Below are 26,452 nucleotides of genomic sequence, written 5' to 3' on the forward strand. Positions count from 1 at the left end.
GGCCCAGCCGCTGTCGACAACAGCGGACCGGCCTGGGCGGGCGGACCCGACAGGCCTCCCCCTCTGTCATCGGGACCTGAGAGCTTCGCCCGCGCGGTGCGCTGTGGGCGCACCGCCGGCTTGCACCGTCGGTGAGGGTGGTGGCCACCGGCTCCCTCGCCGGCGGTCCTGCCCTGCTTTCCAGAGTGACCTATCCCACACGGTACGGATGCCTGAGAGATTCCGGGGAGGAGTTGCTCCTTCGGCGCCCCGACCAGTGACTTTCGCTGTCGGGGACTCTCCCGAGCGGGCTCGGCGGTCGCGCCCAGGGTACCAGCGGGAGGGCCTTCGATCACGGGTGCGCCCGGTCACTCCGGCAGGTCGGCCGTGACCCGTACGGCGCAGCGCGGTGCCCGTCCGGCCCCGCCCCGGTCGCGGGCGTCCGGTTCATGGCATTTGGTGTGAAGTGGCGGACGGGACGGGCGGGCCGACCGCCTGCCTGCGGGAGTTCCGCAGGCGCAGCGCACTGGAGGAAAGAGTGCAGACCGATATCGACCCCCGGGACCTCATCGGCCACAAGGCGGTCGACCGCAACGGAGACAAGATCGGCACGGTCGACGAGGTGTACCTGGACGACGCCACCGGGCAGCCCGAGTGGGCCGCCGTCCGGACCGGCATCTTCGGCCGGGACGCCTTCGTCCCCCTGACCACGAGCGAGTTCTCCGGCGACGAGCTGCGGGTGCCGTACGACAAGTCGCTGGTGAAGGAATCGCCGGACTTCGGCGTGGGCCAGCACCTGTCGCCCGCGCAGGAGCTACAGCTGTACCGCTACTACGGGCTGGACACCCCGTTCGACGGGCGACCGTCCTCGGGGGACGGCTCCGGTTCGCAGCCGGCCGACCTGGACTTCGGCTCCGTCCCGGCAGCAGCCCCCGCGGCAGCGGCAGCGGCGCCGGCAGCAGCGGCGGCAGCAGCGGCGGCCGCGGCCACCGCGATGGCCGGCAACGCGGCCGAGGCGAAGCCCGCCGATCCCCCGGCCGCAGCGGCCGGCACCAAGCCACTGGCCTTCCACCCGGCCGACGCCACGCCCCCTGCCCCTGCCCCCGCCCCTACACCCGTCTCCCACACCACCCCGGCCGCCGGCACCGGCAGGCCGAACGACACCGCCACGGAGGCCAACGTGCGGACCCTCAGCACCACCGCGCCCGCCGCCGCCCCCGCGGCACCCGTCACCCCGGAGCAGCGCCCGCAGGCCGCACCGGCCGCCACCCCCGCCGCGAACGGCACCTCCCAGCACGGCGTCGCCGCGGCCGCCACCACCCCCGCGACCGGCCCGGTCGCAGCCGGCCCGGCCTCCTCCGCGCCCAGCGGCCCGGTGGAGATCACCTGCCGCGAGGAGCGGCTGGACATCACCACCGAGTGGCACGTCCTGGGCACCGCGAAGCTGCGCAAGTACGTGACCAGCGAGGCGGTGGAGCGCCGTGTCCCGGTGGTCCGCGAGCGGGTCCGGGTGGAGCGGATGCCGGTCGGCGAGGCCGAGCGGGCCTCGCTCAGCGACAAGGAGATCGCCGAGGCGGTGGAGGAGGTCACGCTGCGCGAGGAGCGCCCGGTGGTGCGCAAGTACCTGGCACCGATCGAGCGGGTGCGCCTGGTCGTCGAGCGCTACACCGCCGAGGAGGTGATCCGGGACGAGCTGCGCCGCGAGCACGTCGAGGTGCACGACAACACCGCCGCGACCTCGGCCCCCGTCCCCACCCCCGCCCCGGCCTCGGCGCCCGCGTCCGGCTCCGCACCGGCTCCGGCCTCGGCCTCGGCCTCGGCCTCGGCGACCGCCCATACCCCGGGCCACACCCCGAGCCACTCGGTCGCCGACGAGCCGGCCCGGCCGGCGCCGCTGCGGCCGCTCGCCTGACCGACGCTCACCGAAGGACCCCGGGCCGCCACGGCTCGGGGTCCTTCGGCCTTCCGGCACGGCCCGCGGGGCGGCCGGGGGCGGCTCCGTACGGCTCCGTGCGGCAAGATCCTTCGACTTTGCCAAAGCTTCACCGATCGATATTTGACACACTGAAGTATCTCCCGGCATGGTTACTTCAGTTCATTCACTATGTACGGGAGGAAGCAAACCGTGAGTGAGGCACCACAGCCCACCACCGCGGCCGAGAAGCCGAGCAGCGCCCGGGTCCTGCCGGCCCTCATCCTGGCGATGCTGTCGTTCAGCGTGGTGCAGACCGCGGTCGTCCCGATCCTGCCCTCGCTGGCCAAGGAGCTCGGCGTCTCCGGCTCCAGCATCACCTGGCTGATGACGGCCAACCTGCTCTCCGCCGCAGTGCTCACCCCCCTGCTGGGCCGCTTCGGCGACCTGCGCGGCCGCAAGCCGATGCTGCTGATCTCGCTGACCGGCCTGGTCGCCGGTTCGGCGCTCGCGGTCAGCACCCACTCCTTCACCTGGCTGGTCGTCGCCCGCGTCCTGCAGGGCGCCGGCGGTGGCGTGCTGCCGCTGGCGATCAGCATCGTCCGCGACGAGCTGCCCAAGCAGAAGGTGACCGGCGGCGTCGCCGCCATCAGCGCCTCGATGGGCGTCGGCAGCGGCCTCGGCCTGGTCGCCACCGGCCTGCTGCTGGAGCACTGGAGCTACAAGTCCATCTTCTGGATGGGCCTGGTCTTCGGCCTGATCGCGGTCGCCCTGGTCGCCCTGCGGGTGCCCACCGACCCGGTCACCGACAAGGAGGGCGGCGCCGACCCGCTCGGCGCGCTCACCCTGGCCGGCTGGCTCTCCGCCCTGCTGGTCGCCGTCAGCCAGGGCAACACCTGGGGCTGGACCTCCACCAAGACGCTCGGCCTGTTCGCCGTCGCCGCCGTGGTCGCCCTCGTCTGGGGCATCATCGAGGTCAAGGTCAAGCACCCGCTGGTGGACATGAAGATGATGTCCCGCCCGGCCGTCGCCTTCACCAACCTGGCCGGCCTGCTGATCGGCTTCGGCATGTACGGCTCGTTCATGGTGATCAGCAACTTCGCCCAGACCCCGGAGAAGTTCGCCCACTACGGCTTCACCGCCACCGTGCTGCACGCCGGCGTCATGCTGCTGCCCTCCGCCCTCGGCTCGATGGTCGCCGCCCCGCTCGGCGCCCTGCTGATCGCCCGCCGCGGCCCCCGGCTGCCGCTGGTCCTCGGTGGCGTGCTCGGCGCCGTCGCGATGGTCTACCTGGCCGTGCGGCACAGCCACGAGGCCGACATCTACACCGCCTCGGCGATCTTCGGCCTCGGCATCGGCCTCGCCTTCTCGGCGATGCCCGCCTACATCAACGGCGCCGTCCCGGTCGAGCAGAGCGGCATCGCCAACGGCATGAACGCCGTGCTGCGCACCGTCGGTGGTGCGATCGGCACCGCCGTGATGGCCGCGATCCTGACCGGCGACACCATGAAGCTGCCGATCCCGATCGCGCTGCCCACCCTGGACGCCTACAAGCACGCGTTCTGGACCGCCGCGGTGGTCTGCGCGATCGCCGGCGCCGTGCCCTTCCTGATCCGCACCATCAAGCCCGCGACCACCGTCGCCGCCGGCAACGCGGTCGCGGACCTGGACTCCAGCGACAAGCTGGTCAAGACCGACGCCTGACGAGGCGTCCACCCCGCGCCCAGGGACAGGGCGCGGGGTCCGGTCCCCGAACGGTCGACGAGGGCATCGCGACCGTCCGAGGCCCGGACACTGCATGCGGCCCCACCCGGTACCCCTCCGGGCGGGGCCGCTTCGTGCGTTCCGGGCCCGGGCCCGGGCCCGGCAGGCCCTCCCCCGGCCCCGCCGCCCCCGACCGCCCCGCCCCCGACCTACCTGCCGTCCACCGCCCCGCCGTCGGTGCCCCCGTCGGCGGCCCTGCCGCCATTCCCGTCCGCGCCACCGCCACCGCCCTCGCTCCCGGGGCCGCGGTCGTCGGCACCCCCGTCGTGGCCGCCCTCCCCGCCGCCCTCCCCAGCGCCCTCGCTCCCGCGCAGCGGCAGCGGACGCGCCGGTTCCAGCTCCGGATCGTCCACCGCGAAGGTGCGCACCCGGCCCGGCCCGCTCCACGGCGTCTCGAACCGCACCGTCACCCGCCCCACACCACTGCCCTGCACCCACCCGGGGCCGAGCCCGGCATGCCGCACGTCCTGCCCGGGCATCCAGTGCGGCACCGCGGGCCCGGCCGGCTCCGCCGCCGCCTCCTCCTCGCTCCCGGCCGGCTCGTGCTCGTCGGCCTCGTCGCGGACCGCCTGCGCGAAGAGGTCCTCCTGGGTGTAGTCGGCCAGCTGGGACACCCCGACGCCGAGCAGCCGGACCCCGCCGGTGATGTCCACCTGAGCCGCCAGCCGGCGGGCCGTCTCGGTGATCACCGCCTCGTCGTCGGTCGGGCCGCGCAGCGTCTCCGAGCGGGTGAGCGTGGAGAAGTCGAACCGCCGGACCTTCAGCACCACCGTCCGCCCCGAACGACCGGCCGCCCGCAGCCGGCGCACGCACCGCGCGGCCAGCACATCCACCTCGCGCAGCACCCGGTCGCGGTCGGCGAGGTCCACCTCGTAGGTGTCCTCCACCGAGACGGACTTGGCGTCCTGGTCGGCGACGACCGGCCGGTCGTCCAGCCCTGTGGACATCGCGTACACACCGGCGCCGTGCGCCCTGCCGAGCAGCTGCACCAGCTCCGCCTCCCCCGCCTCCGCGAGTTCGGCCACCGTGGTCAACCCGGCCCGGCGCAGCGCCTGTTCGGTGGCCGGCCCGATACCGGGCAGCGCCCGCACCGACATCGGCCCGAGCACCGCGCGCTCCTGGCCGGGCTCGATCAGCACCAGGCCGTCCGGCTTGGCCTGCTCGGAGGCGATCTTGGCCATCAGCTTGGAGCCCGCCGCCCCGACCGAGGCGGTCAGCCCGCTGCGCCGCCGGATGTCGGCCCGGAGGTCCTCCGCCAGGGCCAGCACCAGTTGCTCGCCCGTCGCATGGTCCGCCCCCGCCAGCGCCGGGCCGTACGGACCGGCCTCCAGGTCGACGAAGGCCTCGTCCAGGCTGAGCGGCTGCACCAGCGGCGACAGCTCGCGCAGCAGGCCCATCACCATCTCGCTCACCTGCCGGTAGGCCTCGAAGCGCCCCGACAGAAAGGCCGCGTTCGGGCAGAGCCGGCGGGCCTGGGCCATCGGCATCGCCGAGTGCACACCGAACTTCCGCGCCTCGTACGAGGCCGTGGAGACCACGCCGCGCCCGCCCAGACCCCCGACGATGACGGGCTTCCCGCGCAGGCTCGGCTTGGCCGCCTGCTCCACCGCGGCGAAGAAGGCGTCCATGTCGAGGTGGATGATGCTCGGCAGTGACCGCACCTGCCGATCATGCCGCACGGGTCCGACAGTCCGGCCGAACCGGGCCGCCGCCCGGTCGGCCCCCGGTCCGGGCCGCAGCGCGCCCCGGACTACCGCCGCGCCGTCGGACCACGGCCGCGCCGTCGGACTACCGCTGCGCCACCGGCGCCGCGTCCGACAGCGCCCGCAAGATGCCCTGTTCCGCCGGCCCGAGGAACAGCGGATCCGGCCGCAGCCAGGCGTTCAGCGCCGCCTTGCCCGCTCCCGGGATCTCCCGCAGCCCGCCGTACAGCCAGGTCTCGTCGTGCACCTCCGGCACCCCGACCGCGTAGGAGTCGATGCCGGCCGCCTCGCAGAGCGCCAGCGCCCGCCGGACGTGGAAGTCCTGGCTGACCAGCACGGCCCGGTCGACGCCGAAGATCCGGTGCGCCCTGGTGCAGGAGTCCCAGGTGTCGAATCCGGCGTAGTCGCCCACCACCCGCACCTGCGGCACCCCGTGCTCGATCAGGTACTGCCGCATCGCATCGGTCTCGTCGTAGCTGTCCCGCCCGTTGTCACCGGTGACGAGGATCGCCTGCACCTTCTGCTCCCGGTACAGGTCGACGGCCGCGTCCAGACGGTGCGCCAGGTACGGCGACGGCCTGCCCTCGTAGAGGCCCGCGCCGAACACCACGGCCACCGGGGCCTTCGGCGCGCTCGCCACGGTGCCCACCCGGTCGCCCGCCGAGATCCACAGCCACCCGCTCGGTGCCAGCGCGAGCACGCAGCCCGCGGTGACGAGCTGGAAGATCCGGCGCTGGGTGCGCCGCTGCCGCAACCGCACGCCGAGCCGCCGTGCCCGCCGCTGGAGCAGACCAGGTATGCCGGAACCGAACCGCACGTACTCCCCCTTCGTCCCGGACCACGGGGCCGGATGTCACCGGGCCTGATCACCCTCACGAGGCACGACGAGGCCGCGGGCCCGGACGGTTCCCCGTCCGGGCCCGCGGCCTCGTCGTGCCTCGTCGTTCGTCCCGTCAATTCCCGCGGCTGCGTCGGTCCCCGGCTCCGGCCCGCATCTGCGGCGGCCTCAGACCGCGCGGTTGCGGCGCTGCGCCAGTTCGTCGCCCGGGTCGTGCCCGATCACCGTCTCGCCGGTGTCGGTCCGCTCGGCGTGCAACCGGCCGAGGGTCAGCTCCAGCTCCCGCCAGACCGCGCCGACCGCGATGCCGAAGACACCCTGACCGCCCTTCAGCAGGTCGACCACCTGCTGCGGCGTGGTGCACTCGTAGACCGTGGCGCCGTCGCACATCAGCGTCAGCCCGGCCAGGTCGGCCACCTCGGGCGACTGCAGGTGGGAGACGGCGACCCGGATGTTCTGCAGCGAGACGCCGGCGTCCAGCAGCCGCTTGACGATCTTCAGCAGCAGGATGTCGCGGAAGCTGTAGAGCCGCTGGCTGCTCGCCGGGTAGACGGAGCGGACGCTCGGTTCGAGCAGCCCCGTCCGGGCCCAGTAGTCCAGTTGGCGGTAGGTGATGCCGGCCGCGGCGCAGGCCGTCGGCCCGCGGAAGCCGATCAGCTCCGAGGTCGGCGCGAGCCGCTCGATCGCGGGCTGGCCCGGCTGTACGGCCGGGAACCGGCTCATCCGGGGCAGTTCGGTCACGCTGCGGGCGGCGCGGGGCAGGTGCACGGCACACAGGCCTCCCGCGGCCGCGTCATCGCCGGTACCGGTCATGCCTACCTCCGTCCACTTCTGCTGCGGGCAACCCGGACTGCGGGCGACAGACACCCGGGCAGCCACTCCTGACGGTAGGCAGTCCCCTATGACCCGTCAACGATCGCCACGCCGGACGGGAGAAACCACGTCACTCAGGAGAGTGGTTTTTCGTGCCCCTAGTGTGGGTAGGTGGACGCTCTTTGGCAAAACGGCCGCACGTATACGGCGCGAGCCGGTGCCCCACGGCCCCGGGCCCCCGGTACGGCACGCGGCCCGGCGGCCGGGCGGCTACTGCGGCGTGCCGCCCCCGAAGTCCTCCGGCGAGACCTGGTCGAGGAACTCGCGGAACTTCTCGACCTCGTCCTCCTGCTCGTCCGGGATGGCGATGCCCGCCTCGGCGAGCACCTCCTCGCTCCCGTAGATCGGCGTCCCGGTCCGCAGCGCCAGCGCTATCGCGTCGGAAGGCCGGGCGCTCACCTCGACCCCGCCGGTGAAGACCAGTTCGGCGTAGAACACGCCCTCCCGCAGGTCGGTGATCCGCACCTCGGTGAGCTGCTGGCCGAGCGCCTCCAGGACATCCTTGAAGAGGTCGTGCGTCAGCGGGCGCACCGGAGTCATGCCCTGCTGGGCGAAGGCGATCGCGGTCGCCTCGCCGGGGCCGATCCAGATCGGCAGGTACCGGTCGCCCCCGACCTCCCGGAGCAGCACGATCGGCTGGTTGGAAGGCATCTCCACCCGGACACCCACGACGTCGAGCTCATTCACACACGCAACCCTATGGCCCTTGACGCGGATATGAAAGCGCAGGGCCGACGGCGCTGGTCAGCGGGGTCGGCCGGTCAGGACCGGGTCCGCAGACCCGCCTGGACCATGGCCGCGTGCAGGCGCACCGAGAGGGTCGCCAGCTCCCGCGCGGTGGCCTCGGCGTGCGCCCTGGTCTGCGGGTTCCGGTGCCGTCTCAGCGGCGCCACCACCTGGTCGACGAGCGCGATCTCGCGTTCGGCGGCGGCCTTCATGGCCCGCAGGTGGCGCGGTTCCAGCCCGTACCGGCCCAGCTCCGCCACCAGCCGCGCGACCTGCAGCGCCTCGCCGTCGTAACCGCCGTCCGGACCGGGCAGCACCAGCCCGTACGCCTCCCACTCGGCCAGCTCGCGCTCGCCCGCCTCGGCGGCGGCCAGCAGCTCGGCGCGGCCCAGCCGGACCCCGGTCGAGGCCTCGGCGCCCGCCACCAGCTCGCGGTCCGCCTCCTCCAGCGGCCCGGGCCGGGCGTCGGCGGGGGGCAGCGCGGGCGGACTCTCCCCGCGCTCGATCGCGTCCAGGTGCTCGCGGATCACCCGCAGCGGCAGGTAGTGGTCGCGCTGCATCCGCAGCACGTAGGCCAGCCGCTCGACGTCGGCCGGGCTGAACTTGCGGTACCCGGAGGGTGTGCGCTGCGGCTCGACCAGGCCCTCGGCCTCCAGGAACCTGATCTTGGAGATGGTGACCTCGGGGAAGTCGTCCCGCAGGAAGGTCAGCACCGCGCCGATGCTCAGCAGCTCTTCACCGCCGCGCCGTCGGCCGCCCCCGGCGGGCCGGTCCGGACGGACCGGCTGCCTGGGGGCCGCGACCACCCCCCGCGCGCCCCGGTCCTGGTCCGGACCGGAGGGCGCGGGGTTGGCCGCCCCGAGAGATGAAGGGGTGTTCGCACTCACTCGGGCTCCTGCCGACGTTGGTTTCAGTACCCCCGGTGGTGGCTGGCGAAGAAGACCAGCCGGTACTTCCCGATCTGGACCTCGTCGCCGTTGTTCAGCGGCACCTCGTCGATCCGCTCCCGGTTGACGTAGGTGCCGTTCAGGCTGCCCACGTCCGCGACGGTGAAGCCGCCGCCGGGCGTCCGGCGGAACTCCACGTGCTTGCGCGAGACGGTGACGTCGTCCAGGAAGATGTCGCCCTGCGGGTGACGGCCGGCCGTCGTCTTGTCCGAGTCCAACAGGAACCGGCTGCCGGAGTTCGGACCGCGCTGGACGATCAGCAGGGCCGAGCCGGCCGGCAGCGCGTCGATCGCCGCCAGCACCTCGGCCGAGAGCGCCGGCGTGGCGCCGGTCCCGGTCGTGGTGTTGGGGTCGTACGACTCCAGGCCGGAGATCGAGATGGTCGACGTGGTCTCCGCCGGACCCTCGGGCAGCATTCCGCCGCGCAGCGCCGTGCCGCAGTTGGAACAGAAGCGGGCCGCGGCCGGGTTCTGGTTACCGCACCTGGGGCACGGAATGGGGCCAGCCATGTTCACAGCCTCCTGGCGCGGCACACCCGACGGGTTGTGCCCGGCGTACGGGTCCGGGGCAAACCCTCCACCCGAGGTTGAGGGTCCTGACTGGAAACCTATGCGCGGGTCGCCGGAGGGGTCGACCGACGCGCCGTAGCCCGCCGGATTCGCCGCGAACTGCTGGTCCGCGCCCTCACGGAACAGGGGGCGGTCGGCGTACTCCACCCCCTCGGGGGCGGGACGCATGCCCGGCACGGCGGGCTCTTCGTCGGCGCGGCGGTGACGCGCGGTGGGTGCCTCGACGGCAGCCGCGTCACGGCCCTTGTTGCGACCGAACAACTTCGAGAAGAAACTCACGGGCGAATCCCCTTGCGTGTGACAGACCCGCCCGCGGGGCAGGGTGAGAACCTCGGACAGGCTTCGGGCCCGGTCATTGATCGGGCCGGCTGAAGTGGTACTCCTACGTGTGGTGCTCCGGCGTCTGCCGGTGCCGACCAGTCTCGCCCACGGAACGACGGCACCCCGCACCGGGGGCCGCGCGCAGGTGACGGGCCGTTCGGCCGGTGCGCCGTCACTTCGGAGCCGGCTTGGCGTACTGCGGTGTCTTCGGCTCGACGAGGGCGTCGACGACCACCTTCTGCTGCTGGGTGATGGTCGCGCGCGCCTGATGGCTCTCCAGCGTGCGGACGACACCTCCCGGGATGTTCAGCGCGGGTGTGAGGTCCTGCGGGTTCCCCACGACGGTGAAGCGGTAGGGCTGCGAGACCTTCTTGCCGTCGATCTGCACACCGCCGCCGGACACGTCCGTGAAGTAGGTGTTGACCACCACGCGCACATCGTTGATCTGAATCGCCTCCGCCCCCGCCGCTCGGAGTTCCTGCAGGGTGTCCAGCAGCATATCCGCCTTCACCTGCCCTTGGGGATCATCGACCGTGAGTACGATGCCCGGACCAGTGGCTTTGACGGTTCCCGCGAGGACACCGAGCTCCGTCACCTTCTTCCTGGTCTGTTCCTGGGCCTCCTTGGCCTGGTTGGAACTGTTCTCCAACTTGGCCAGGGACTGCTCAAGCTCCGCCTTCTCCTGCTGGAGACGCTGCTGACGGCCGTCCAGTTCGTCGAGAATCCGGACAAGATCCTCCTGGCGCGCGCCACGCAGCTGGCTGTGGTGGTCGTTGGTCGAGCGGACCTGGATCGCGAGGGCCAGGCCGAGCGAGAAGAGCAGCACCGCCACCACCAGCTGACCGCGCGAGAGCCGCGGCGGCCAGAGCGCGGCCTGCAGGCGGCGCCGGCCCTCGCCGCGGTCGGTGGCGGGCCGGGACGGCTCTTCGGCCTCGGGCTCGGCAGCTTCGGCGCGTGCCGGTTCGGCCGGTACGGCCTCGGGGTCGTGTTCGGGGTCGTGTTCGGCAGGCGCGGCCGTCGGCTCGCCGACGCGGGTCACGTCAGCCTCGCGCTGCTCCGCCTCGGTCGCTGCGGGCCCTTCCTGCTCCGGCTTCGCGGACTGCGCAGGCTTCGTGAGCTTCGCGGCCGCGGGCACATCCGCCACCGACACGTCCACCACGGGCTCGGCGGCTACGGGCTCGGGCTCCGGCCCGGTCGACTCCGCGGGCTCCACCACGGCCTCCGACACCGGCTCGGGCTCGGGCTCCGACTCGGGCTCGGGCTCGGGCTCAGGATCCGGCTCGGACGCGGCCACCGGCGCGGCCGACTGCCCGGGCACCGTGGCGTCGCCGCCCGCCGGCTCCGTCTCCGCCGCCTCGGCCGTCGTGCCGGGCCGGGCGTCCGGCTCCGACTCCGACCGCTCCACCGGGCCGACCGGCCCCGCCGGCTTCCCGGGCGACGCCTCGTGCCCCACCGGACTGCCCTCGCGCACGCCTTCTCCTGCCCGTCCGTCCGCCTGCTTCTCGTCCGCCGGCCCGCGGCCGTGCTCAGGCGCGGAAGACATGGCGCCTGATCGCTGCGGCGTTGGAGAAGATGCGGATGCCGAGGACGACGACCACGCCGGTGGAGAGCTGCGAGCCGACGCCCAGCTGGTCACCGAGGAAGACGATCAGCGCCGCCACCACCACGTTGGAGAGGAAGGAGACGATGAACACCTTGTCGTTGAAGATCCCGTCCAGCATCGCCCGGACGCCGCCGAACACGGCGTCGAGCGCCGCCACCACCGCGATCGGGAGGTAGGGCACAACGGCGTCCGGCACCTCGGGCTGGACGAAGAGTCCGACGACCACCCCGATCACGAGACCCAGTACGGCAATCACGGTCTAGCTGCTCCTGTCCCTGCGGACGACGACCCGCTCGTGGCCGCCGTGGGGGTATGGGCTGTCGTGGTCTTGGCGGAACCGCTCGGTGTGCGCTTCCCCGAGCTCTGCGGGCTCGGCGCGGCCGACGGCGACAGGCTCGCGGAGGGGCTCCCCGCGCCTGCGGCGGACGGCGTGGATCCCGGGGCGGACGCCGACGGACTCGTCGTCGGCACGGCGGACGGGCTCGCGGTCGGCGAGGGCTCCGGCGTGACGGGCTGGGCGGTCCGCAGGGTGACGCCCACCGCGGCGGGCAGCGTCAGCTTCTTCTGTGCGGAGATCGTCGACTTGATGCCGTACTTCTCCTGCAACAGGCGCAGGTACTGGCCCGCCATGTTGCTCTCGAAGGCACCGACCAGCTTGGGCCCGTCCCCCAGCGCCTGGACGTTGTAGGGCGGGACGAGCGGCCGGTTGTCCACCAGGACCGCCTCCCCCGCGGCGCGGATCGCCGAGAGCGCCGTGAGCCGCTGCCCGTTGATGGAGACGGCTTCCGCGCCGGACTCCCAGAGCCCGTTCACCACCAGCTGGAGGTCGCGGTCCCGCAACCGGCCGCTGTTCGAGAAGCCCTGCCCGGCCCGCGGGTCGACGTTTCCGCCGGCGCCGGTGCCGGACGCGTCCTCCAGGACCAGCTTGACGCCGGGGCCGGTGACCTCGGCGAGGCCCACCGAGCCGGCCAGCGCGGCCGGATCCCCGTCCCCCGAGGGGAGTGCCTGCTGCTGCGTGCTGTCGACCTTCCGCCGCAGCTCCTGCACCTGCTGCTGGAGGCGCTCCGCCGAGCCGTTACTGTCATTGATCCGGTGGATCAGTGCGTCGCGCTCCTTGGCCAGCGTCGGCTCCGCCTTGTGTGCGTTCACCGCCCCGACCGTCACCACCGCCCCCACCAGGGCCAGCCCGACACCCAGTGTCAGCAGGCCCCGGGCCGTGCCGGGTATCCGGCTGTCGCGATCGCCGCCCCGGGCCGCGGCCGCCTCGGCGTACCCCTCGTCCAGGCCGTGATCCATCACGCTGGTCAGCAGGGACATCGAGGCATCCGGACGGTTGTACCGTCCGTTCCTGGCACTCGGCGTCGGCGTCGCTGGCATGCGGACCATCGTCCCACGTCGGCGGAGGGGCCCGCGCACACCCCCTGACCTGCACACTCACCAGAAGCGACGGATCGTACGCAAGGGTCACAAATCGGTCATGTCCTGCCCCGGCGGGGCCTCCGCACGACGTACCGGGGCCTCCGCACGGCCGGGGCGGGCGACAAGGCGGGTGCACGGCCGGGGCGGGTGGCAGATGGCGCCACCCGCGCCGGTCCTCACCCGCCCCGGTCCTCAAGCGCTCCGGTCCTCACACGCTCCTGGCCGGCGACCGGCGGCCACCGAGCGGTGGCCGCCGGCCTGCGGTCACCTCCCGGCGCCGTCGACCACCGCCGCCCACTCGTCCAGCAGCGCCTCGGTCGCCTCGTCGTCCGGGCCCTCCGCCCAGAGATGGGTCACGGCCTCGGCCGGATCCGGCAGGACGAGCGTCCAGCGCCCGTCGGCCTCGACGACCCGGACCCCGTCCGTGGTGTCCAGCCGCCGGGTACCGGCCGCCTCGACCACCGAGCGCATGACCATTCCCTTGGCCGCCCAGGGCGTCGCGATGTCCCGCCGCCGGATGTGCGCCTGGGGGATGCGCGCGTCGATCTGGCTCAGCGTGAGCTGGGTCCGGGCCACCAGCCCGACCAGCCGGACGAACGCCGCCGCCCCGTCCAGGACGCCGCTGAACTCCGGGACGACGAAGCCGCCGCGCCCGTCCCCGCCGAACACCGTGCCCTCGGCGGCGGCCGCCTTGGCCAGGTCGTCCGGCGTGGTCGTCGTCCAGATGACCTGGGTGCCGTGGTACGCCGCCACCTGCTCCGCGATCCGCGTGGTGGTCACCGGGAGCGCCACCTGCCCGCTCCGCCGCTCGGCCGCGACCAGGTCCAGCAGGACGAGCAGCGCCCGGTCGTCGTCGATCACCCGCCCGAGCTCGTCCACGAAGGCCACCCGCTCGCCCACCGGGTCGAAGCGGACGCCGAAGGCCGCCCGGGAGGACGCCACCAGCTCGCCGAGCCGGGCCAGGCCCTTGCGGCGCTCCTCGGCGTCCTCGGTCGGCCGGGCCTCGTCCAACCCGCTGGAGACGGTGAGCGCCTCCACGCCGAGCCGGCCGAGGATGCTCGGCAGGACGAGCCCCGCGCTGCCGTGCGCGGTGTCCACGACCACCTTGAGCCCGGCCTCGCGGACCCCGGTGGTGTCGATGGTCCGCAGCAGGTTGCCCGCGTACGAGTCGAAGACGCTGGACGGGAAGGTGAGGTCCCCGATCTCGCCGGGGAACGCCCGCCGGTACTCCTGGCGCGCGTAGACGCGGTCCAGCTTGCGCTGGCCGGCCTGCGAGAGGTCGGCGCCGCGCTCGTCGAAGAACAGGATGTCCAGCGAGTCCGGCACACCGGGCGTCGTCCGCAGGAAGATCCCGCCGGCGCTCCCCCGGGCGGTGTGCTGCCGGGCCACCGGCATCGGCACGTTCTCCAGGTCGCGGACGTCGATCGCGCTCGTCTGCAGCCCCGAGATCATCGCCCGCTTGAGCGCACGCGCACCCCGCGAGTGATCACGTGCGATGGTGACGGTGGCGCCCTTCTTCAGCGTGGTCGCGTACGCGCCCGCCAGCCGAACGGCCAGCTCCGGCGTGATCTCGACGTTGAGGATGCCCGAGACGCCGCGCAGGCCGAACAGGTGCTCCTGCCCGCGCGACTCCCAGATCACCGAGGTGTTCACCACGGCGCCGGCCTCGATGGTCTTGAACGGGTAGACCCGGACGTTCGCCCCGATGATCGACTCCTCGCCGATCAGGCATTCGTCCCCGATCACCGCGCCGTCCTCGATCCGCGCGGCCCGCATCACATCGGTGTTCTTTCCGACCACGCAGCCCCGCAGATTGCTCTGCGGTCCGATGTACACGTTGTCGTGGATCACGGCCTTGTGCAGGAAGGCGCCGCGTTTCACGACGACGTTGCTGCCGAGCACGGTGTGCTCGCGGATCTCCACGCCGGCCTCGACCTTGGCGTAGTCCCCGATGTACAGCGGCCCGCGGAGCACCGCCTCCGGGTCCACCTCGGCTCCTTCGGCCACCCAGACGCCGGGGGAGATCTCGAAGCCGTCGAGCTCGACGTCGACCTTCCCCTCCAGGACGTCCGCCTGGGCCTTGCCGTAGCTCTCGTGGGTGCCGACGTCCTCCCAGTAGCCCTCGGCCACGTACCCGTAGACCCGCTTGCCCTCCTTGAGCAGCTGCGGGAACACGTCGCTCGACCAGTCGACGGACTCCCCCGCCGCCACGTAGTCGAAGACTTCGGGCTCCATCACGTAGATGCCGGTGTTCACCGTGTCGGAGAACACCTGCCCCCAGGTCGGCTTCTCCAGGAAGCGCTCGACCCGCCCTTCGTCATCGGTGATCGTGATACCGAACTCCAGTGGATTCGGTACCCGGGTGAGACAGACCGTCACCAGTGCGTTCTTACTGCGGTGAAACTCGATCAATTCTGTGAGGTCGAAGTCGGTCAGCGCGTCACCGGAGATCACCAGAAAGGAGTCACCCTTGAGCGCGTCCTCGGCGTTCTTGACACTCCCCGCAGTGCCGAGTGGCGTCTCCTCGTTGGCATATGTCAGATGCATACCCAACTCTTCGCCGTCACCGAAGTAGTTCTTGACCAACGAGGCCAGGAACTGCACGGTCACGACTGTGTCGGAGAGGCCGTGCCGCTTCAGCAACCGCAGCACGTGCTCCATGATCGGCCGATTGGCCACGGGAAGCAGTGGCTTCGGCATGCTGGAGGTCATCGGGCGGAGACGAGTGCCTTCGCCCCCTGCCATTACAACGGCTTTCATTACGGGTGCGTCCTCCTTCGCGGTGGTGGACCTGCAGGTCCATCAAACCGTTCCAGAGGTTCTCTACCCGGAAGATATCGTCCGACGCACCGTGTCGCCGTGGGACTTCTCTCAGATCACGTCTCAGACTGTGGACGCCGAGGAGCCTGCGGCCCCGCGGACGATCTGCCGTGCCTGCACCGCGTAAAGAATGGCGGCCCACCAGTACAGCGTGGTCCCCCACCAGATGAAGGCCCAGCTCACCGCCTCGGCCGGCCGCGCGATCCAGCTGTCGCCGGTACCGAGCAGCAGAAGCGGAAACGCGTACATCAGATTGAAAGTCGCGGCCTTCCCCAGGAAACTCACCTGCAACGGCCCGTAGCCGTGCCGGTTGAGAATGGGCAGCAGGGTCGCGATAAACAGCTCACGGGCCAACAGGATCGCCGTCAGCCACCACGGCAGGATCTCACGCCAGGTCAGGCCGACCAGGGTGGACAGCACGTAGAGCCGGTCCGCCAACGGGTCCAGCAACTGGCCGACCCGGCTGATCTGCCCCCACCTGCGGGCAAGCTTTCCGTCCAGGTAGTCACTGATGCCGCTCAGCATCAGGATCAGCAGCGCCCAGCCGTCATTGTTCGGCCCGTCGAACACCGGCCAGAGAATCAGCCAGAGGAAGAGCGGAACGCCGACCAGCCGGCCCATGCTCAGCAGGTTGGGGATGGTGAGGACGCGATCGGTCTGGACCCGCGTCTCCTGGACCTCCACCCGGGGGCCTCCTGTTACCGTGTGACGACTTTGCATGCTGACCCTACAACAGAGAAGCCCCCGACCGGTTCCCGGGCGGGGGCTTCTCCAGAAGAATTGTTCGGCGGCGTCCTACTCTCCCACAGGGTCCCCCCTGCAGTACCATCGGCGCTGTGAGGCTTAGCTTCCGGGTTCGGAATGTAACCGGGCGTTTCCCTCACGCTATGACCACCGAAACACTATGAAACTTATCACCGCACCCATACCGTGACCTGGCATGGGGGTCGTTGTTTCAGAACAACACAGTGGACGCGAGCAACTGAGGACAAGCCCTCGGCCTATTAGTACCGGTCAACTCCACCCCTTACAGGGCTTCCATATCCGGCCTATCAACCCAGTCGTCTACTGGGAGCCTTACCCTCTCAAGGAGGTGGGAGCGCTCATCTCGAAGCAGGCTTCCCGCTTAGATGCTTTCAGCGGTTATCCCTCCCGAACGTAGCCAACCAGCCATGCCCTTGGCAGGACAACTGGCACACCAGAGGTTCGTCCGTCCCGGTCCTCTCGTACTAGGGACAGCCCTTCTCAACACTCCTACGCGCACAGCGGATAGGGACCGAACTGTCTCACGACGTTCTAAACCCAGCTCGCGTACCGCTTTAATGGGCGAACAGCCCAACCCTTGGGACCTACTCCAGCCCCAGGATGCGACGAGCCGACATCGAGGTGCCAAACCATCCCGTCGATATGGACTCTTGGGGAAGATCAGCCTGTTATCCCCGGGGTACCTTTTATCCGTTGAGCGACGGCGCTTCCACAAGCCACCGCCGGATCACTAGTCCCGACTTTCGTCCCTGCTCGACCCGTCAGTCTCACAGTCAAGCTCCCTTGTGCACTTACACTCAACACCTGATTGCCAACCAGGCTGAGGGAACCTTTGGGCGCCTCCGTTACTCTTTAGGAGGCAACCGCCCCAGTTAAACTACCCACCAGACACTGTCCCTGATCCGGATCACGGACCCAGGTTAGACATCCAGCACGACCAGAGTGGTATTTCAACGACGACTCCACAACAACTGGCGTTGCTGCTTCAAAGTCTCCCACCTATCCTACACAAGCCGAACCGAACACCAATATCAAGCTATAGTAAAGGTCCCGGGGTCTTTCCGTCCTGCTGCGCGAAACGAGCATCTTTACTCGTAATGCAATTTCACCGGGCCTATGGTTGAGACAGTCGAGAAGTCGTTACGCCATTCGTGCAGGTCGGAACTTACCCGACAAGGAATTTCGCTACCTTAGGATGGTTATAGTTACCACCGCCGTTTACTGGCGCTTAAGTTCTCAGCTTCGCCCCGACGAATCAGAGCTAACCGGTCCCCTTAACGTTCCAGCACCGGGCAGGCGTCAGTCCGTATACATCGCCTTACGGCTTCGCACGGACCTGTGTTTTTAGTAAACAGTCGCTTCTCGCTGGTCTCTGCGGCCACCCCCAGCTCGGAGTGCAAGACTCTCCACCAGGAATGGCCCCCCTTCTCCCGAAGTTACGGGGGCATTTTGCCGAGTTCCTTAACCATAGTTCACCCGAACGCCTCGGTATTCTCTACCTGACCACCTGAGTCGGTTTGGGGTACGGGCCGCCATGAAACTCGCTAGAGGCTTTTCTCGACAGCATAGGATCATCCACTTCACCACAATCGGCTCGGCATCAGGTCTCAGCCTTAATGAGTGACGGATTTGCCTATCACTCGGCCTACACCCTTACCCCGGGACAACCACCGCCCGGGCTGGACTACCTTCCTGCGTCACCCCATCGCTCACCTAATACAGACTTGGTCCGGCGGCTCCACCACGTCCCTTTGTCCGAAGACTCCGGGCCGGCTTCACGGCCTTAGCATCACCTGGTTCAGCGTTGGCGCTTCAAAGCGGGTACGGGAATATCAACCCGTTGTCCATCGACTACGCCTGTCGGCCTCGCCTTAGGTCCCGACTTACCCTGGGCAGATCAGCTTGACCCAGGAACCCTTGGTCAATCGGCGCAAGAGTTTCTCACTCTTGTATCGCTACTCATGCCTGCATTCTCACTCGTGTACCGTCCACGACTGGTTTCCACCGCCGCTTCACCCGGCACACGACGCTCCCCTACCCATCACAGCAGGCGTTGGCCCTATATGCTGCAATGACACGACTTCGGTGATGTGCTTGAGCCCCGCTACATTGTCGGCGCGGAATCACTTGACCAGTGAGCTATTACGCACTCTTTCAAGGGTGGCTGCTTCTAAGCCAACCTCCTGGTTGTCTCTGCGACTCCACATCCTTTCCCACTTAGCACACGCTTAGGGACCTTAGTCGGTGTTCTGGGCTGTTTCCCTCTCGACCATGGAGCTTATCCCCCACAGTCTCACTGCCACGCTCTCACTTACCGGCATTCGGAGTTTGGCTAAGGTCAGTAACCCGGTGAGGCCCATCGCCTATCCAGTGCTCTACCTCCGGCAAGAAACACGTGACGCTGCACCTAAATGCATTTCGGGGAGAACCAGCTATCACGGAGTTTGATTGGCCTTTCACCCCTAACCACAGGTCATCCCCCAGGTTTTCAACCCTGGTGGGTTCGGTCCTCCACGAAGTCTTACCTCCGCTTCAACCTGCCCATGGCTAGATCACTCCGCTTCGGGTCTTGGGCATGCAACTGAAACGCCCTATTCGGACTCGCTTTCGCTACGGCTACCCCACACGGGTTAACCTCGCTACACACCGCAAACTCGCAGGCTCATTCTTCAAAAGGCACGCAGTCACGAGACACACAGCAAGCTGCATGTCCGACGCTCCCACGGCTTGTAGGCACACGGTTTCAGGTACTATTTCACTCCGCTCCCGCGGTACTTTTCACCATTCCCTCACGGTACTATCCGCTATCGGTCACCAGGGAATATTTAGGCTTAGCGGGTGGTCCCGCCAGATTCACACGGGATTTCTCGGGCCCCGTGCTACTTGGGAGTTTCTCAAACGAGCCGTACAGATTTCGTCTACGGGGGTCTTACCCTCTACGCCGGACCTTTCGCATGTCCTTCGACTACCCATACGGTTTCTGACTCGTCGACCGGCCGGCAGACCGATCAAGAAAAATCCCACGACCCCACCAGCGCAACCCCTGCCGGGTCTCACACGCTGATGGTTTAGCCTCATCCGGTTTCGCTCGCCACTACTCCCGGAATCACGGTTGTTTTCTCTTCCTGCGGGTACTGAGATGTTTCACTTCCCCGCGTTCCCTCCACATACCCTATGTGTTCAGGTATGGGTGACAGCCCATGACGACTGCCGGGTTTCCCCATTCGGAAACCCCCGGATCAAAGCCTGGTTGACGGCTCCCCGGGGACTATCGTGGCCTCCCACGTCCTTCATCGGTTCCTGGTGCCAAGGCATCCACCGTGCGCCCTTAAAAACTTGGCCACAGATGCTCGCGTCCACTGTGCAGTTCTCAAACAACGACCAGTCACCCACCATCAACAACCCGAAACGGGCTGCCTCAAGTGAGACCGGCATCTCTGAAGCAACGACCATACGGCCGTTCCCTCAGGACCCAACAACGTGCCCGACACAGTCAATCCCGAACCCACGTTCCACGCCCGAAGGCAGTACTTGTGAACCGATCTCTTCCTGTGCCGAATAGTCAACGTTCCACCCATGAGCGACCGTGCAGAACATTCGCCTGCAAGCGGCCATGTGCTCCTTAGAAAGGAGGTGATCCAGCCGCACCTTCCGGTACGGCTACCTTGTTACGACTTCGTCCCAATCGCTGGTCCCACCTTCGACGGCTCCTCCCCTTACGGGTTAGGCCACCGGCTTCGGGTGTTACCGACTTTCGTGACGTGACGGGCGGTGTGTACAAGGCCCGGGAACGTATTCACCGCAGCATGCTGATCTGCGATTACTAGCAACTCCAACTTCATGGGGTCGAGTTGCAGACCCCAATCCGAACTGAGGCCGGCTTTTTGGGATTCGCTCCGCCTCGCGGCATCGCAGCCCTTTGTACCGACCATTGTAGCACGTGTGCAGCCCAAGACATAAGGGGCATGATGATTTGACGTCGTCCCCACCTTCCTCCGAGTTGACCCCGGCAGTCTCCTGTGAGTCCCCATCACCCCGAAAGGCATGCTGGCAACACAGAACAAGGGTTGCGCTCGTTGCGGGACTTAACCCAACATCTCACGACACGAGCTGACGACAACCATGCACCACCTGTATACCGACCACAAGGGGGCGACCATCTCTGGCCGTTTCCGGCATATGTCAAGCCTTGGTAAGGTTCTTCGCGTTGCGTCGAATTAAGCCACATGCTCCGCTGCTTGTGCGGGCCCCCGTCAATTCCTTTGAGTTTTAGCCTTGCGGCCGTACTCCCCAGGCGGGGAACTTAATGCGTTAGCTGCGGCACCGACGACGTGGAATGTCGCCAACACCTAGTTCCCAACGTTTACGGCGTGGACTACCAGGGTATCTAATCCTGTTCGCTCCCCACGCTTTCGCTCCTCAGCGTCAGTAATGGCCCAGAGATCCGCCTTCGCCACCGGTGTTCCTCCTGATATCTGCGCATTTCACCGCTACACCAGGAATTCCGATCTCCCCTACCACACTCTAGCCTGCCCGTATCGAATGCAGACCCGGGGTTAAGCCCCGGGCTTTCACATCCGACGCGACAGGCCGCCTACGAGCTCTTTACGCCCAATAATTCCGGACAACGCTCGCACCCTACGTATTACCGCGGCTGCTGGCACGTAGTTAGCCGGTGCTTCTTCTGCAGGTACCGTCACTTGCGCTTCTTCCCTGCTGAAAGAGGTTTACAACCCGAAGGCCGTCATCCCTCACGCGGCGTCGCTGCATCAGGCTTTCGCCCATTGTGCAATATTCCCCACTGCTGCCTCCCGTAGGAGTCTGGGCCGTGTCTCAGTCCCAGTGTGGCCGGTCGCCCTCTCAGGCCGGCTACCCGTCGTCGCCTTGGTAGGCCATTACCCCACCAACAAGCTGATAGGCCGCGGGCTCATCCTGCACCGCCGGAGCTTTACACCACAGTCCATGCGGACCGTGGTCATATCCGGTATTAGACCCCGTTTCCAGGGCTTGTCCCAGAGTGCAGGGCAGATTGCCCACGTGTTACTCACCCGTTCGCCACTGATCCACCCCGAAGGGCTTCACCGTTCGACTTGCATGTGTTAAGCACGCCGCCAGCGTTCGTCCTGAGCCAGGATCAAACTCTCCGTGAATGTCTTCTCGACAGTGCTTAATGAAAAGCGGTCGAGCTGCACTCGCGTCGAGCGGCACGGCAACCACCGGAATAGGGCGGCCCCGCGCACTGCGTCCTCGCTAGTGTTTTACTTCAAAAGGAATCTCCAACCCCGATCAAATGATCGAGGCCGGGGATGTCAACATATCTGGCGTTGACTTTTGGCACGCTGTTGAGTTCTCAAGGAACGGACACTTCCTTCGGGCGGCTTTCACACCGGCCCTCCGGGCGCTTCGCTCTTTCGTGTTTCCAGCTTACCAGATGCTTTCCGCTCCGTTTACCGGTGCTTTTCGCTTCTGAAATCTGCTGTTAACCGTCGTCTTGCGGCGACTCGACCAACCATAGCGGCTCCCGTGACGGAGCGCGAATCGAGCCGCGCCGGGCGTCACCCGGTCGGAGGCATGATTTGTTGCTCTCGCGAGCATATACAGCAATGGTCCCGATTCGCCAAGATGCCTGTAGAGTGCGGCGCGTTGGTGAAGAGGACTAGACCACTGTCGGTCGGTGAGATGTCGGCCGAGGTGGAGTGGACAGGGCGTGGTTCTTCGCCCGGGAATGTCAGCAGATGTCCGAAGTTGACATGATTTAGGCTTCACTCGATGTCCTGCCGCAGCTCGCGGCCGCTCGCTGTACTGCGCACTTGGGAGGCTCAACCATGACCACTGTGACGTCGCCGCTGACCGGCCGTGTCGTCGGGCTCGCCGGCGTGCCCGATCCGGTCTTCTCGGGCGCGATGGTCGGCCCCGGCACCGCGATCGACCCGGTCCGCCGGCCGACCGAGGCCGTCGCCCCGGTGGACGGTGTCGTCGTATCCATGCACCCGCACGCGTTCGTCGTCGTGGACGCGGACGGGCACGGCGTGCTGACCCACCTCGGCATCGACACCGTCCAGCTGAACGGCGAGGGCTTCGAACTCCTCGTCGCCAAGGGGGACACGGTGACCCGCGGCCAGGCCGTCATCAAGTGGGACCCGGCCGCCGTCGAGGCCGCCGGCAAGTCGCCGATCTCGCCGATCGTCGCCCTGGAGGCGGCGCCCGACTCCCTCGGCGAGCTCCGCGAGGACGGGGAGGTCGCCGTCGGCGACACCCTGTTCAGCTGGAGCTGACCCCTCTCTCACCCGACACACCCGCCCCGGCGCACTCGACGGGGCGGCCCGGCACACAGCGGTACCCGGCGGGGCCGCTCCTCTCAGCGGAGACAGTGACAATGGAGAAGACGCTGCGCGGCGTGGGTGTCAGCCACGGGGTCGCGATCGGCCAGGTGCGGCACATGGGGACGGCGGTGCTGGAGCCGCCGGCCACCCAGATCCCCACCGAGGACGCCCCGCGCGAGCAGGCCCGCGCGCAGGCAGCCGTCGAGGCGGTGGCCGCGGACCTGACCGCTCGCGGCAACCTGGCCGGTGGCGAGGCCCAGGCCGTGCTGGAGGCGCAGGCGCTGATGGCGCAGGACCCGGAGCTGATGGCCGACGTCGCCCGCCGGATCACTGTCGGCAGCAGCGCCGAGCGCGGCGTCTACGACGCGTTCGCCGCCTACCGCGCGCTGCTCGCCTCGGCCGGGGAGTACCTGGCCGGCCGGGTCGCCGACCTCGACGACGTGCGGAACCGCATCGTCGCCCGACTGCTCGGCGTGCCGATGCCCGGTGTTCCCGACAGCGACGAGCCGTACGTGCTGTTCGCCCGGGACCTGGCGCCCGCCGACACCGCGCTGCTGGACCCGACCCTGGTGCTCGGCTTCGTGACCGAGGAGGGCGGGCCGACCAGCCACAGCGCCATCCTGGCCCGGGCCATGGGCGTGCCGGCCGTGGTGGCGCTGCCGGGCGCGTCCGGCGTCGCCGAGGGCACCGTCGTCGCGGTGGACGGCAGCTCCGGCGACGTCCTGGTGGAGCCCTCGCAGGAGAAGCAGGACGAGCTGCGCCGGATCTCCGCCGAGCGCAAGGCCGCCCTCGCCGCCTCCTCCGGTCCGGGGCAGACCTCGGACGGGCACCGCGTCCCGCTGCTGGCCAACGTGGGCGGCCCGGCCGACCTGCCGGCCGCGCTGGAGGCCGGGGCGGAGGGCGTCGGGCTGTTCCGGACCGAGTTCCTGTTCCTGGACGACTCGGCGAAGGCTCCCGGCGAGGAGAAGCAGGTCGAGGCGTACCGCAAGGTGCTGGAGGCGTTCCCGGAGGGCCGGGTCGTCGTCCGGGCGCTGGACGCGGGCGCGGACAAGCCGCTGGACTTCCTGACCCCGGCGGACGAGCCCAACCCGGCGCTGGGCGTCCGTGGTCTGCGCACGCTGCTGGAGCACCCGGAGGTCATGCAGACCCAGCTGCGCGCGCTGGCGAAGGCCGCCGAGGGCCTGCCGGTCCACCTTGAGGTGATGGCCCCGATGGTGGCCGACCGCAAGGACGCCAAGGACTTCGCGGACGCGTGTCGTGAGGCCGGGCTGAACGCCAAGTACGGCGCCATGGTGGAGATTCCGTCGGCGGCGCTGCGGGCCCGGTCGATCCTTCAGGAGGTCGAGTTCCTCTCGCTGGGGACCAACGACCTGGCTCAGTACACCTTCGCCGCCGACCGCCAGGTCGGTGCGCTGGCCCGACTGCAGGACCCGTGGCAGCCGGCCCTGCTCGACCTGGTCGCGCTCTCGGCCGAGGCCGCGCAGGCCGTCGGCAAGAGCTGCGGCGTCTGCGGCGAGGCCGCCGCGGACCCGCTGCTCGCGGTGGTGCTGACCGGTCTGGGTGTCACCAGCCTGTCGATGGGCTCGTCGTCGATCCCCTACGTGCGGACGGCGCTGGCCAAGTACACCCTGGCGCAGTGCCGCCGGGCCGCCGAGGCCGCCCGGTCGGCCGACAGCGCCGAGGGCGCGCGGGCCGCCGCGCAGCAGGTGCTGTCCGGCGAGTAACTCCGCAGGAGAGATCGAAGGGGCGCCCCGCCGACGGTGGGGCGCCCCTTCGCCGTGTCCGGGGTCAGGCTTGGTGCTCCCGGCGGAGCTGCTCGAAGAAGCGCAGGTGGTCGAGGTTGTCGACCGAGCCGGGGTTGACGGCCTGCTCCAGCGGGGTGCCGGAGAGCAGGCGCTTCACCGGGACCTCGATGCGCTTGCCGGTCAGCGTGTGCGGCAGGCCGCGGACGGCGATGACCTCGTCCGGGACGTGCCGCGGGGAGAGCTCGGTGCGCAGCGTGGTGCGGATGCGGCCGACGAGGTCGTCGTCCAGGTCGGCGCCGGGGGCGAGGACGACGAAGAGCGGCATCCAGTAGCCGCCGTCGGGCTCCTCCAGGCCGATCACCAGGGACTCGGCGATCTCGGGGAGGCGCTCGACCACCTCGTAGATGTCGGAGGAGCCCATCCGGACGCCCTGGCGGTTGAGGGTGGAGTCGGAGCGGCCGTGGATGACGACGGTGCCGCGCGAGGTGACGGTGATCCAGTCGCCGTGGCGCCAGATGCCCGGGTACACGTCGAAGTAGCTGTCGTGGTACCGGGTGCCGTCGGGGTCGTTCCAGAAGCCGGTGGGCATCGACGGGATGGGCTTGGTGACGACGAGTTCGCCGACGCCGTCGGTGAGCGGGCGGCCCTGGACGTCCCAGGACTCCACGGCGGCGCCCAGGCAGGGTGCCTGGATCTCGCCGAGGTGGACGGGGAGGGTGGGGACGCCGCCGACGAAGCAGGAGCAGACGTCGGTGCCGCCGCTGACGGAGGCGAGCCAGACGTCCTCCTTCACCTCGTCGTAGATCCAGCGGAAGCCGTCGGGCGGGAGCGGGGACCCGGTCGTGCCGAGGCAGCGGACGGCGGAGAGGTCGTAGTCCCGGCCGGGGTGGAGGCCGGCCTTGCGGCTGGCGATCACGTAGGCGGCGGAGGTGCCGAGGACGGTGGCGCCCGTCCGGGCGGCGACGGACCAGAGGGCGCCGGTGTCCGGGTGGCCGGGGCTGCCGTCGTAGGTGACGATCGTGGCTCCGACCAGCAGACCGGCCAGGAGGAAGTTCCACATCATCCAGCCGGTGGAGGTGTACCAGAGGAAGCGGTCCTCGGGGCCGAGGTCCAGGTGGAGGCCGGCCTGCTTGAGGTGCTCGACCAGGATGCCGCCCTGGCTCTGGACGATGGCCTTGGGCAGGCCGGTGGTGCCGGAGGAGTAGAGGACCCAGAGCGGGTGGTCGAACGGAACGGGCTCGTACACCGGCTCGACGTCGTCGGCGACCAGGTCGTCCCAGTGCAGGGCGCCCTCGGGGGCGGGTGCACCGAGCAGCGGGACGTGGACGACGGTGCGCAGGGTGGGGAGCTCGCGGCGGAGCTCGGCGACGACCTCGGTGCGGTCGTGGTCCTTGCCGCCGTAGTGGTAGCCGTCGACGGCGAAGAGGACGGCGGGTTCGATCTGCTGGAGGCGGTCGAGGACGCTGCGGGCGCCGAAGTCGGGGGCGCAGCTCGTCCAGACGGCGCCGACGGCGGCGGTGGCGAGGAGGGCGACAGCGGCCTGCGGGATGTTGGGCAGGTAGGCGCTGACGCGGTCGCCGGGGCCGATGCCGTGGGCGCGCAGGGCGGCCGCGAGGGAGCCGACCTGGCGGCGGAGCTCGGCCCAGGTGAGGGTGACCGGCTGCTCGGTGGTCTCGTCCAGGTGGAGGACGGCCGGGCGGTCGTGGTTGGCCGGGTCGGCGGCGGCGCGCAGGGCGTGCTCGGCGTAGTTGAGACGGGCGCCGGGGAACCAGCGGGCGCCGGGCATGGCCGGGTCGGCGAGCACGGCCTCCGGGGCCTGCAGGAAGCGCACGTCGAACCACTGGGTGACGGCCGTCCAGAAGCGGTCGAGGTCCTCGACCGACCAGGCGTGCAGGTCGGCGTAGCGGCGGGCGGCCTCGGCGTCGTCGGCGGTCGGGGCCAGCGGCGCGGCCGGGGCGCCGTGCTGCTCGGCCGCCCAGGCCTGGAACGCGACGAGGCTGGTGGCGGCGGCGCGCTCGGGACTGGGGCGCCAGAGCGGCTGGTCCTGGGGTGGGGTGCTCACGGTGGTGGTCTCCCGGCCGGTCGATGGGACGGGGGTGCTTGTGGCAGGGCCCGTCCGGTTGGGCTGTCGGTGCAGACCCTGCC

General features: G+C 69.4%; 16 protein-coding genes, 3 rRNA genes and 1 riboswitch. Of the genes, 4 read left to right on the forward strand and 15 right to left on the reverse strand.

Translation table 11 applies throughout. The features are described from left to right. Positions 1-190 precede the first annotated feature (190 nt). A riboswitch (glycine riboswitch) is annotated at positions 191-294 on the reverse strand. A gap of 223 nt (positions 295-517) precedes the next feature. Together OH807_RS08125 and OH807_RS08130 are read left to right on the forward strand one after the other, a co-directional pair. Continuing rightward, positions 518-1,891 carry a PRC and DUF2382 domain-containing protein gene (locus tag OH807_RS08125; RefSeq protein ID WP_406195729.1) on the forward strand — a complete coding sequence of 458 codons (1,374 nt, stop codon included), beginning with the start codon at positions 518-520 and terminating at the stop codon, positions 1,889-1,891. A gap of 213 nt (positions 1,892-2,104) precedes the next feature. Continuing rightward, the gene (locus OH807_RS08130) at positions 2,105-3,595 is read left to right on the forward strand and encodes an MFS transporter (RefSeq protein WP_406195731.1); all 1,491 of its coding nucleotides are present in this window, start codon (positions 2,105-2,107) and stop codon (positions 3,593-3,595) included. Positions 3,596-3,804: 209 nt separating this feature from the next. Here OH807_RS08130 and OH807_RS08135 read toward each other — a convergent pair whose 3' ends face one another. The 14 genes from OH807_RS08135 to OH807_RS08200 all read right to left on the reverse strand — a co-directional run bounded on the left by OH807_RS08135 (position 3,805) and on the right by OH807_RS08200 (position 21,389). Next, on the reverse strand, positions 3,805-5,316 hold the full coding sequence (locus OH807_RS08135; RefSeq protein ID WP_406195733.1) for a DNA polymerase IV: 1,512 nt from the start codon (positions 5,314-5,316) through the stop codon (positions 3,805-3,807). Between the two features lie 127 nt (positions 5,317-5,443). After that, positions 5,444-6,175 (reverse strand): vancomycin high temperature exclusion protein, encoded by a 732-nt coding sequence (locus tag OH807_RS08140; protein WP_406195735.1) that lies wholly within the window; start codon positions 6,173-6,175, stop codon positions 5,444-5,446. A gap of 189 nt (positions 6,176-6,364) precedes the next feature. Continuing rightward, a complete protein-coding gene (locus tag OH807_RS08145) occupies positions 6,365-7,009 on the reverse strand; it encodes a MerR family transcriptional regulator (RefSeq protein ID WP_406195737.1) in 645 nt (214 codons plus the stop codon). Positions 7,010-7,279: 270 nt separating this feature from the next. Beyond that, positions 7,280-7,756 (reverse strand): bifunctional nuclease family protein, encoded by a 477-nt coding sequence (locus OH807_RS08150; protein ID WP_329490873.1) that lies wholly within the window; start codon positions 7,754-7,756, stop codon positions 7,280-7,282. A 74-nt stretch (positions 7,757-7,830) separates the two neighbouring features. Beyond that, positions 7,831-8,523, reverse strand: coding sequence for a MerR family transcriptional regulator (locus OH807_RS08155; protein WP_406210791.1), 693 nt, complete (start codon positions 8,521-8,523; stop codon positions 7,831-7,833). A gap of 182 nt (positions 8,524-8,705) precedes the next feature. After that, a complete protein-coding gene (locus tag OH807_RS08160) occupies positions 8,706-9,590 on the reverse strand; it encodes an FHA domain-containing protein (protein ID WP_406195739.1) in 885 nt (294 codons plus the stop codon). Positions 9,591-9,804: 214 nt separating this feature from the next. Continuing rightward, on the reverse strand, positions 9,805-11,037 hold the full coding sequence (locus OH807_RS08165; protein ID WP_406195741.1) for a DUF881 domain-containing protein: 1,233 nt from the start codon (positions 11,035-11,037) through the stop codon (positions 9,805-9,807). Between the two features lie 121 nt (positions 11,038-11,158). Beyond that, positions 11,159-11,491: a small basic family protein gene (locus OH807_RS08170; RefSeq protein ID WP_030062488.1), complete on the reverse strand. Its 333-nt coding sequence runs from the start codon at positions 11,489-11,491 to the stop codon at positions 11,159-11,161. Then, positions 11,488-12,552, reverse strand: a complete 1,065-nt coding sequence (locus tag OH807_RS08175) for a DUF881 domain-containing protein (RefSeq protein WP_406195743.1) — start codon at positions 12,550-12,552, stop codon at positions 11,488-11,490. Before OH807_RS08175 ends, OH807_RS08170 begins: the two co-directional genes overlap by 4 nt. 366 nt (positions 12,553-12,918) lie before the next feature. Then, positions 12,919-15,414: a sugar phosphate nucleotidyltransferase gene (locus OH807_RS08180; protein ID WP_406195745.1), complete on the reverse strand. Its 2,496-nt coding sequence runs from the start codon at positions 15,412-15,414 to the stop codon at positions 12,919-12,921. A 123-nt stretch (positions 15,415-15,537) separates the two neighbouring features. Continuing rightward, positions 15,538-16,158, reverse strand: coding sequence for a CDP-alcohol phosphatidyltransferase family protein (locus OH807_RS08185; protein ID WP_406195747.1), 621 nt, complete (start codon positions 16,156-16,158; stop codon positions 15,538-15,540). Between the two features lie 98 nt (positions 16,159-16,256). Then, positions 16,257-16,373 (reverse strand): 5S ribosomal RNA (gene rrf / locus OH807_RS08190). Between the two features lie 85 nt (positions 16,374-16,458). After that, positions 16,459-19,581, reverse strand: a 23S ribosomal RNA gene (locus OH807_RS08195). A gap of 284 nt (positions 19,582-19,865) precedes the next feature. Beyond that, a 16S ribosomal RNA gene (locus OH807_RS08200) occupies positions 19,866-21,389 on the reverse strand. Together the 16S, 23S and 5S rRNA genes form the textbook arrangement of a ribosomal RNA operon. 675 nt (positions 21,390-22,064) lie before the next feature. Here OH807_RS08200 and OH807_RS08205 point away from each other — a divergent pair. After that, positions 22,065-22,514, forward strand: a complete 450-nt coding sequence (locus tag OH807_RS08205) for a PTS glucose transporter subunit IIA (protein WP_406195750.1) — start codon at positions 22,065-22,067, stop codon at positions 22,512-22,514. Positions 22,515-22,615: 101 nt separating this feature from the next. After that, a complete protein-coding gene (gene ptsP, locus OH807_RS08210) occupies positions 22,616-24,286 on the forward strand; it encodes a phosphoenolpyruvate--protein phosphotransferase (RefSeq protein ID WP_406195752.1) in 1,671 nt (556 codons plus the stop codon). Positions 24,287-24,350: 64 nt separating this feature from the next. Here ptsP and OH807_RS08215 read toward each other — a convergent pair whose 3' ends face one another. Continuing rightward, positions 24,351-26,369, reverse strand: coding sequence for an acetoacetate--CoA ligase (locus OH807_RS08215; protein WP_406195755.1), 2,019 nt, complete (start codon positions 26,367-26,369; stop codon positions 24,351-24,353). Positions 26,370-26,452 lie beyond the last annotated feature (83 nt).

Source organism: Kitasatospora sp. NBC_01560 (genome assembly GCF_045208415.1).
Taxonomy (GTDB): Bacteria; Actinomycetota; Actinomycetes; order Streptomycetales; family Streptomycetaceae; genus Kitasatospora.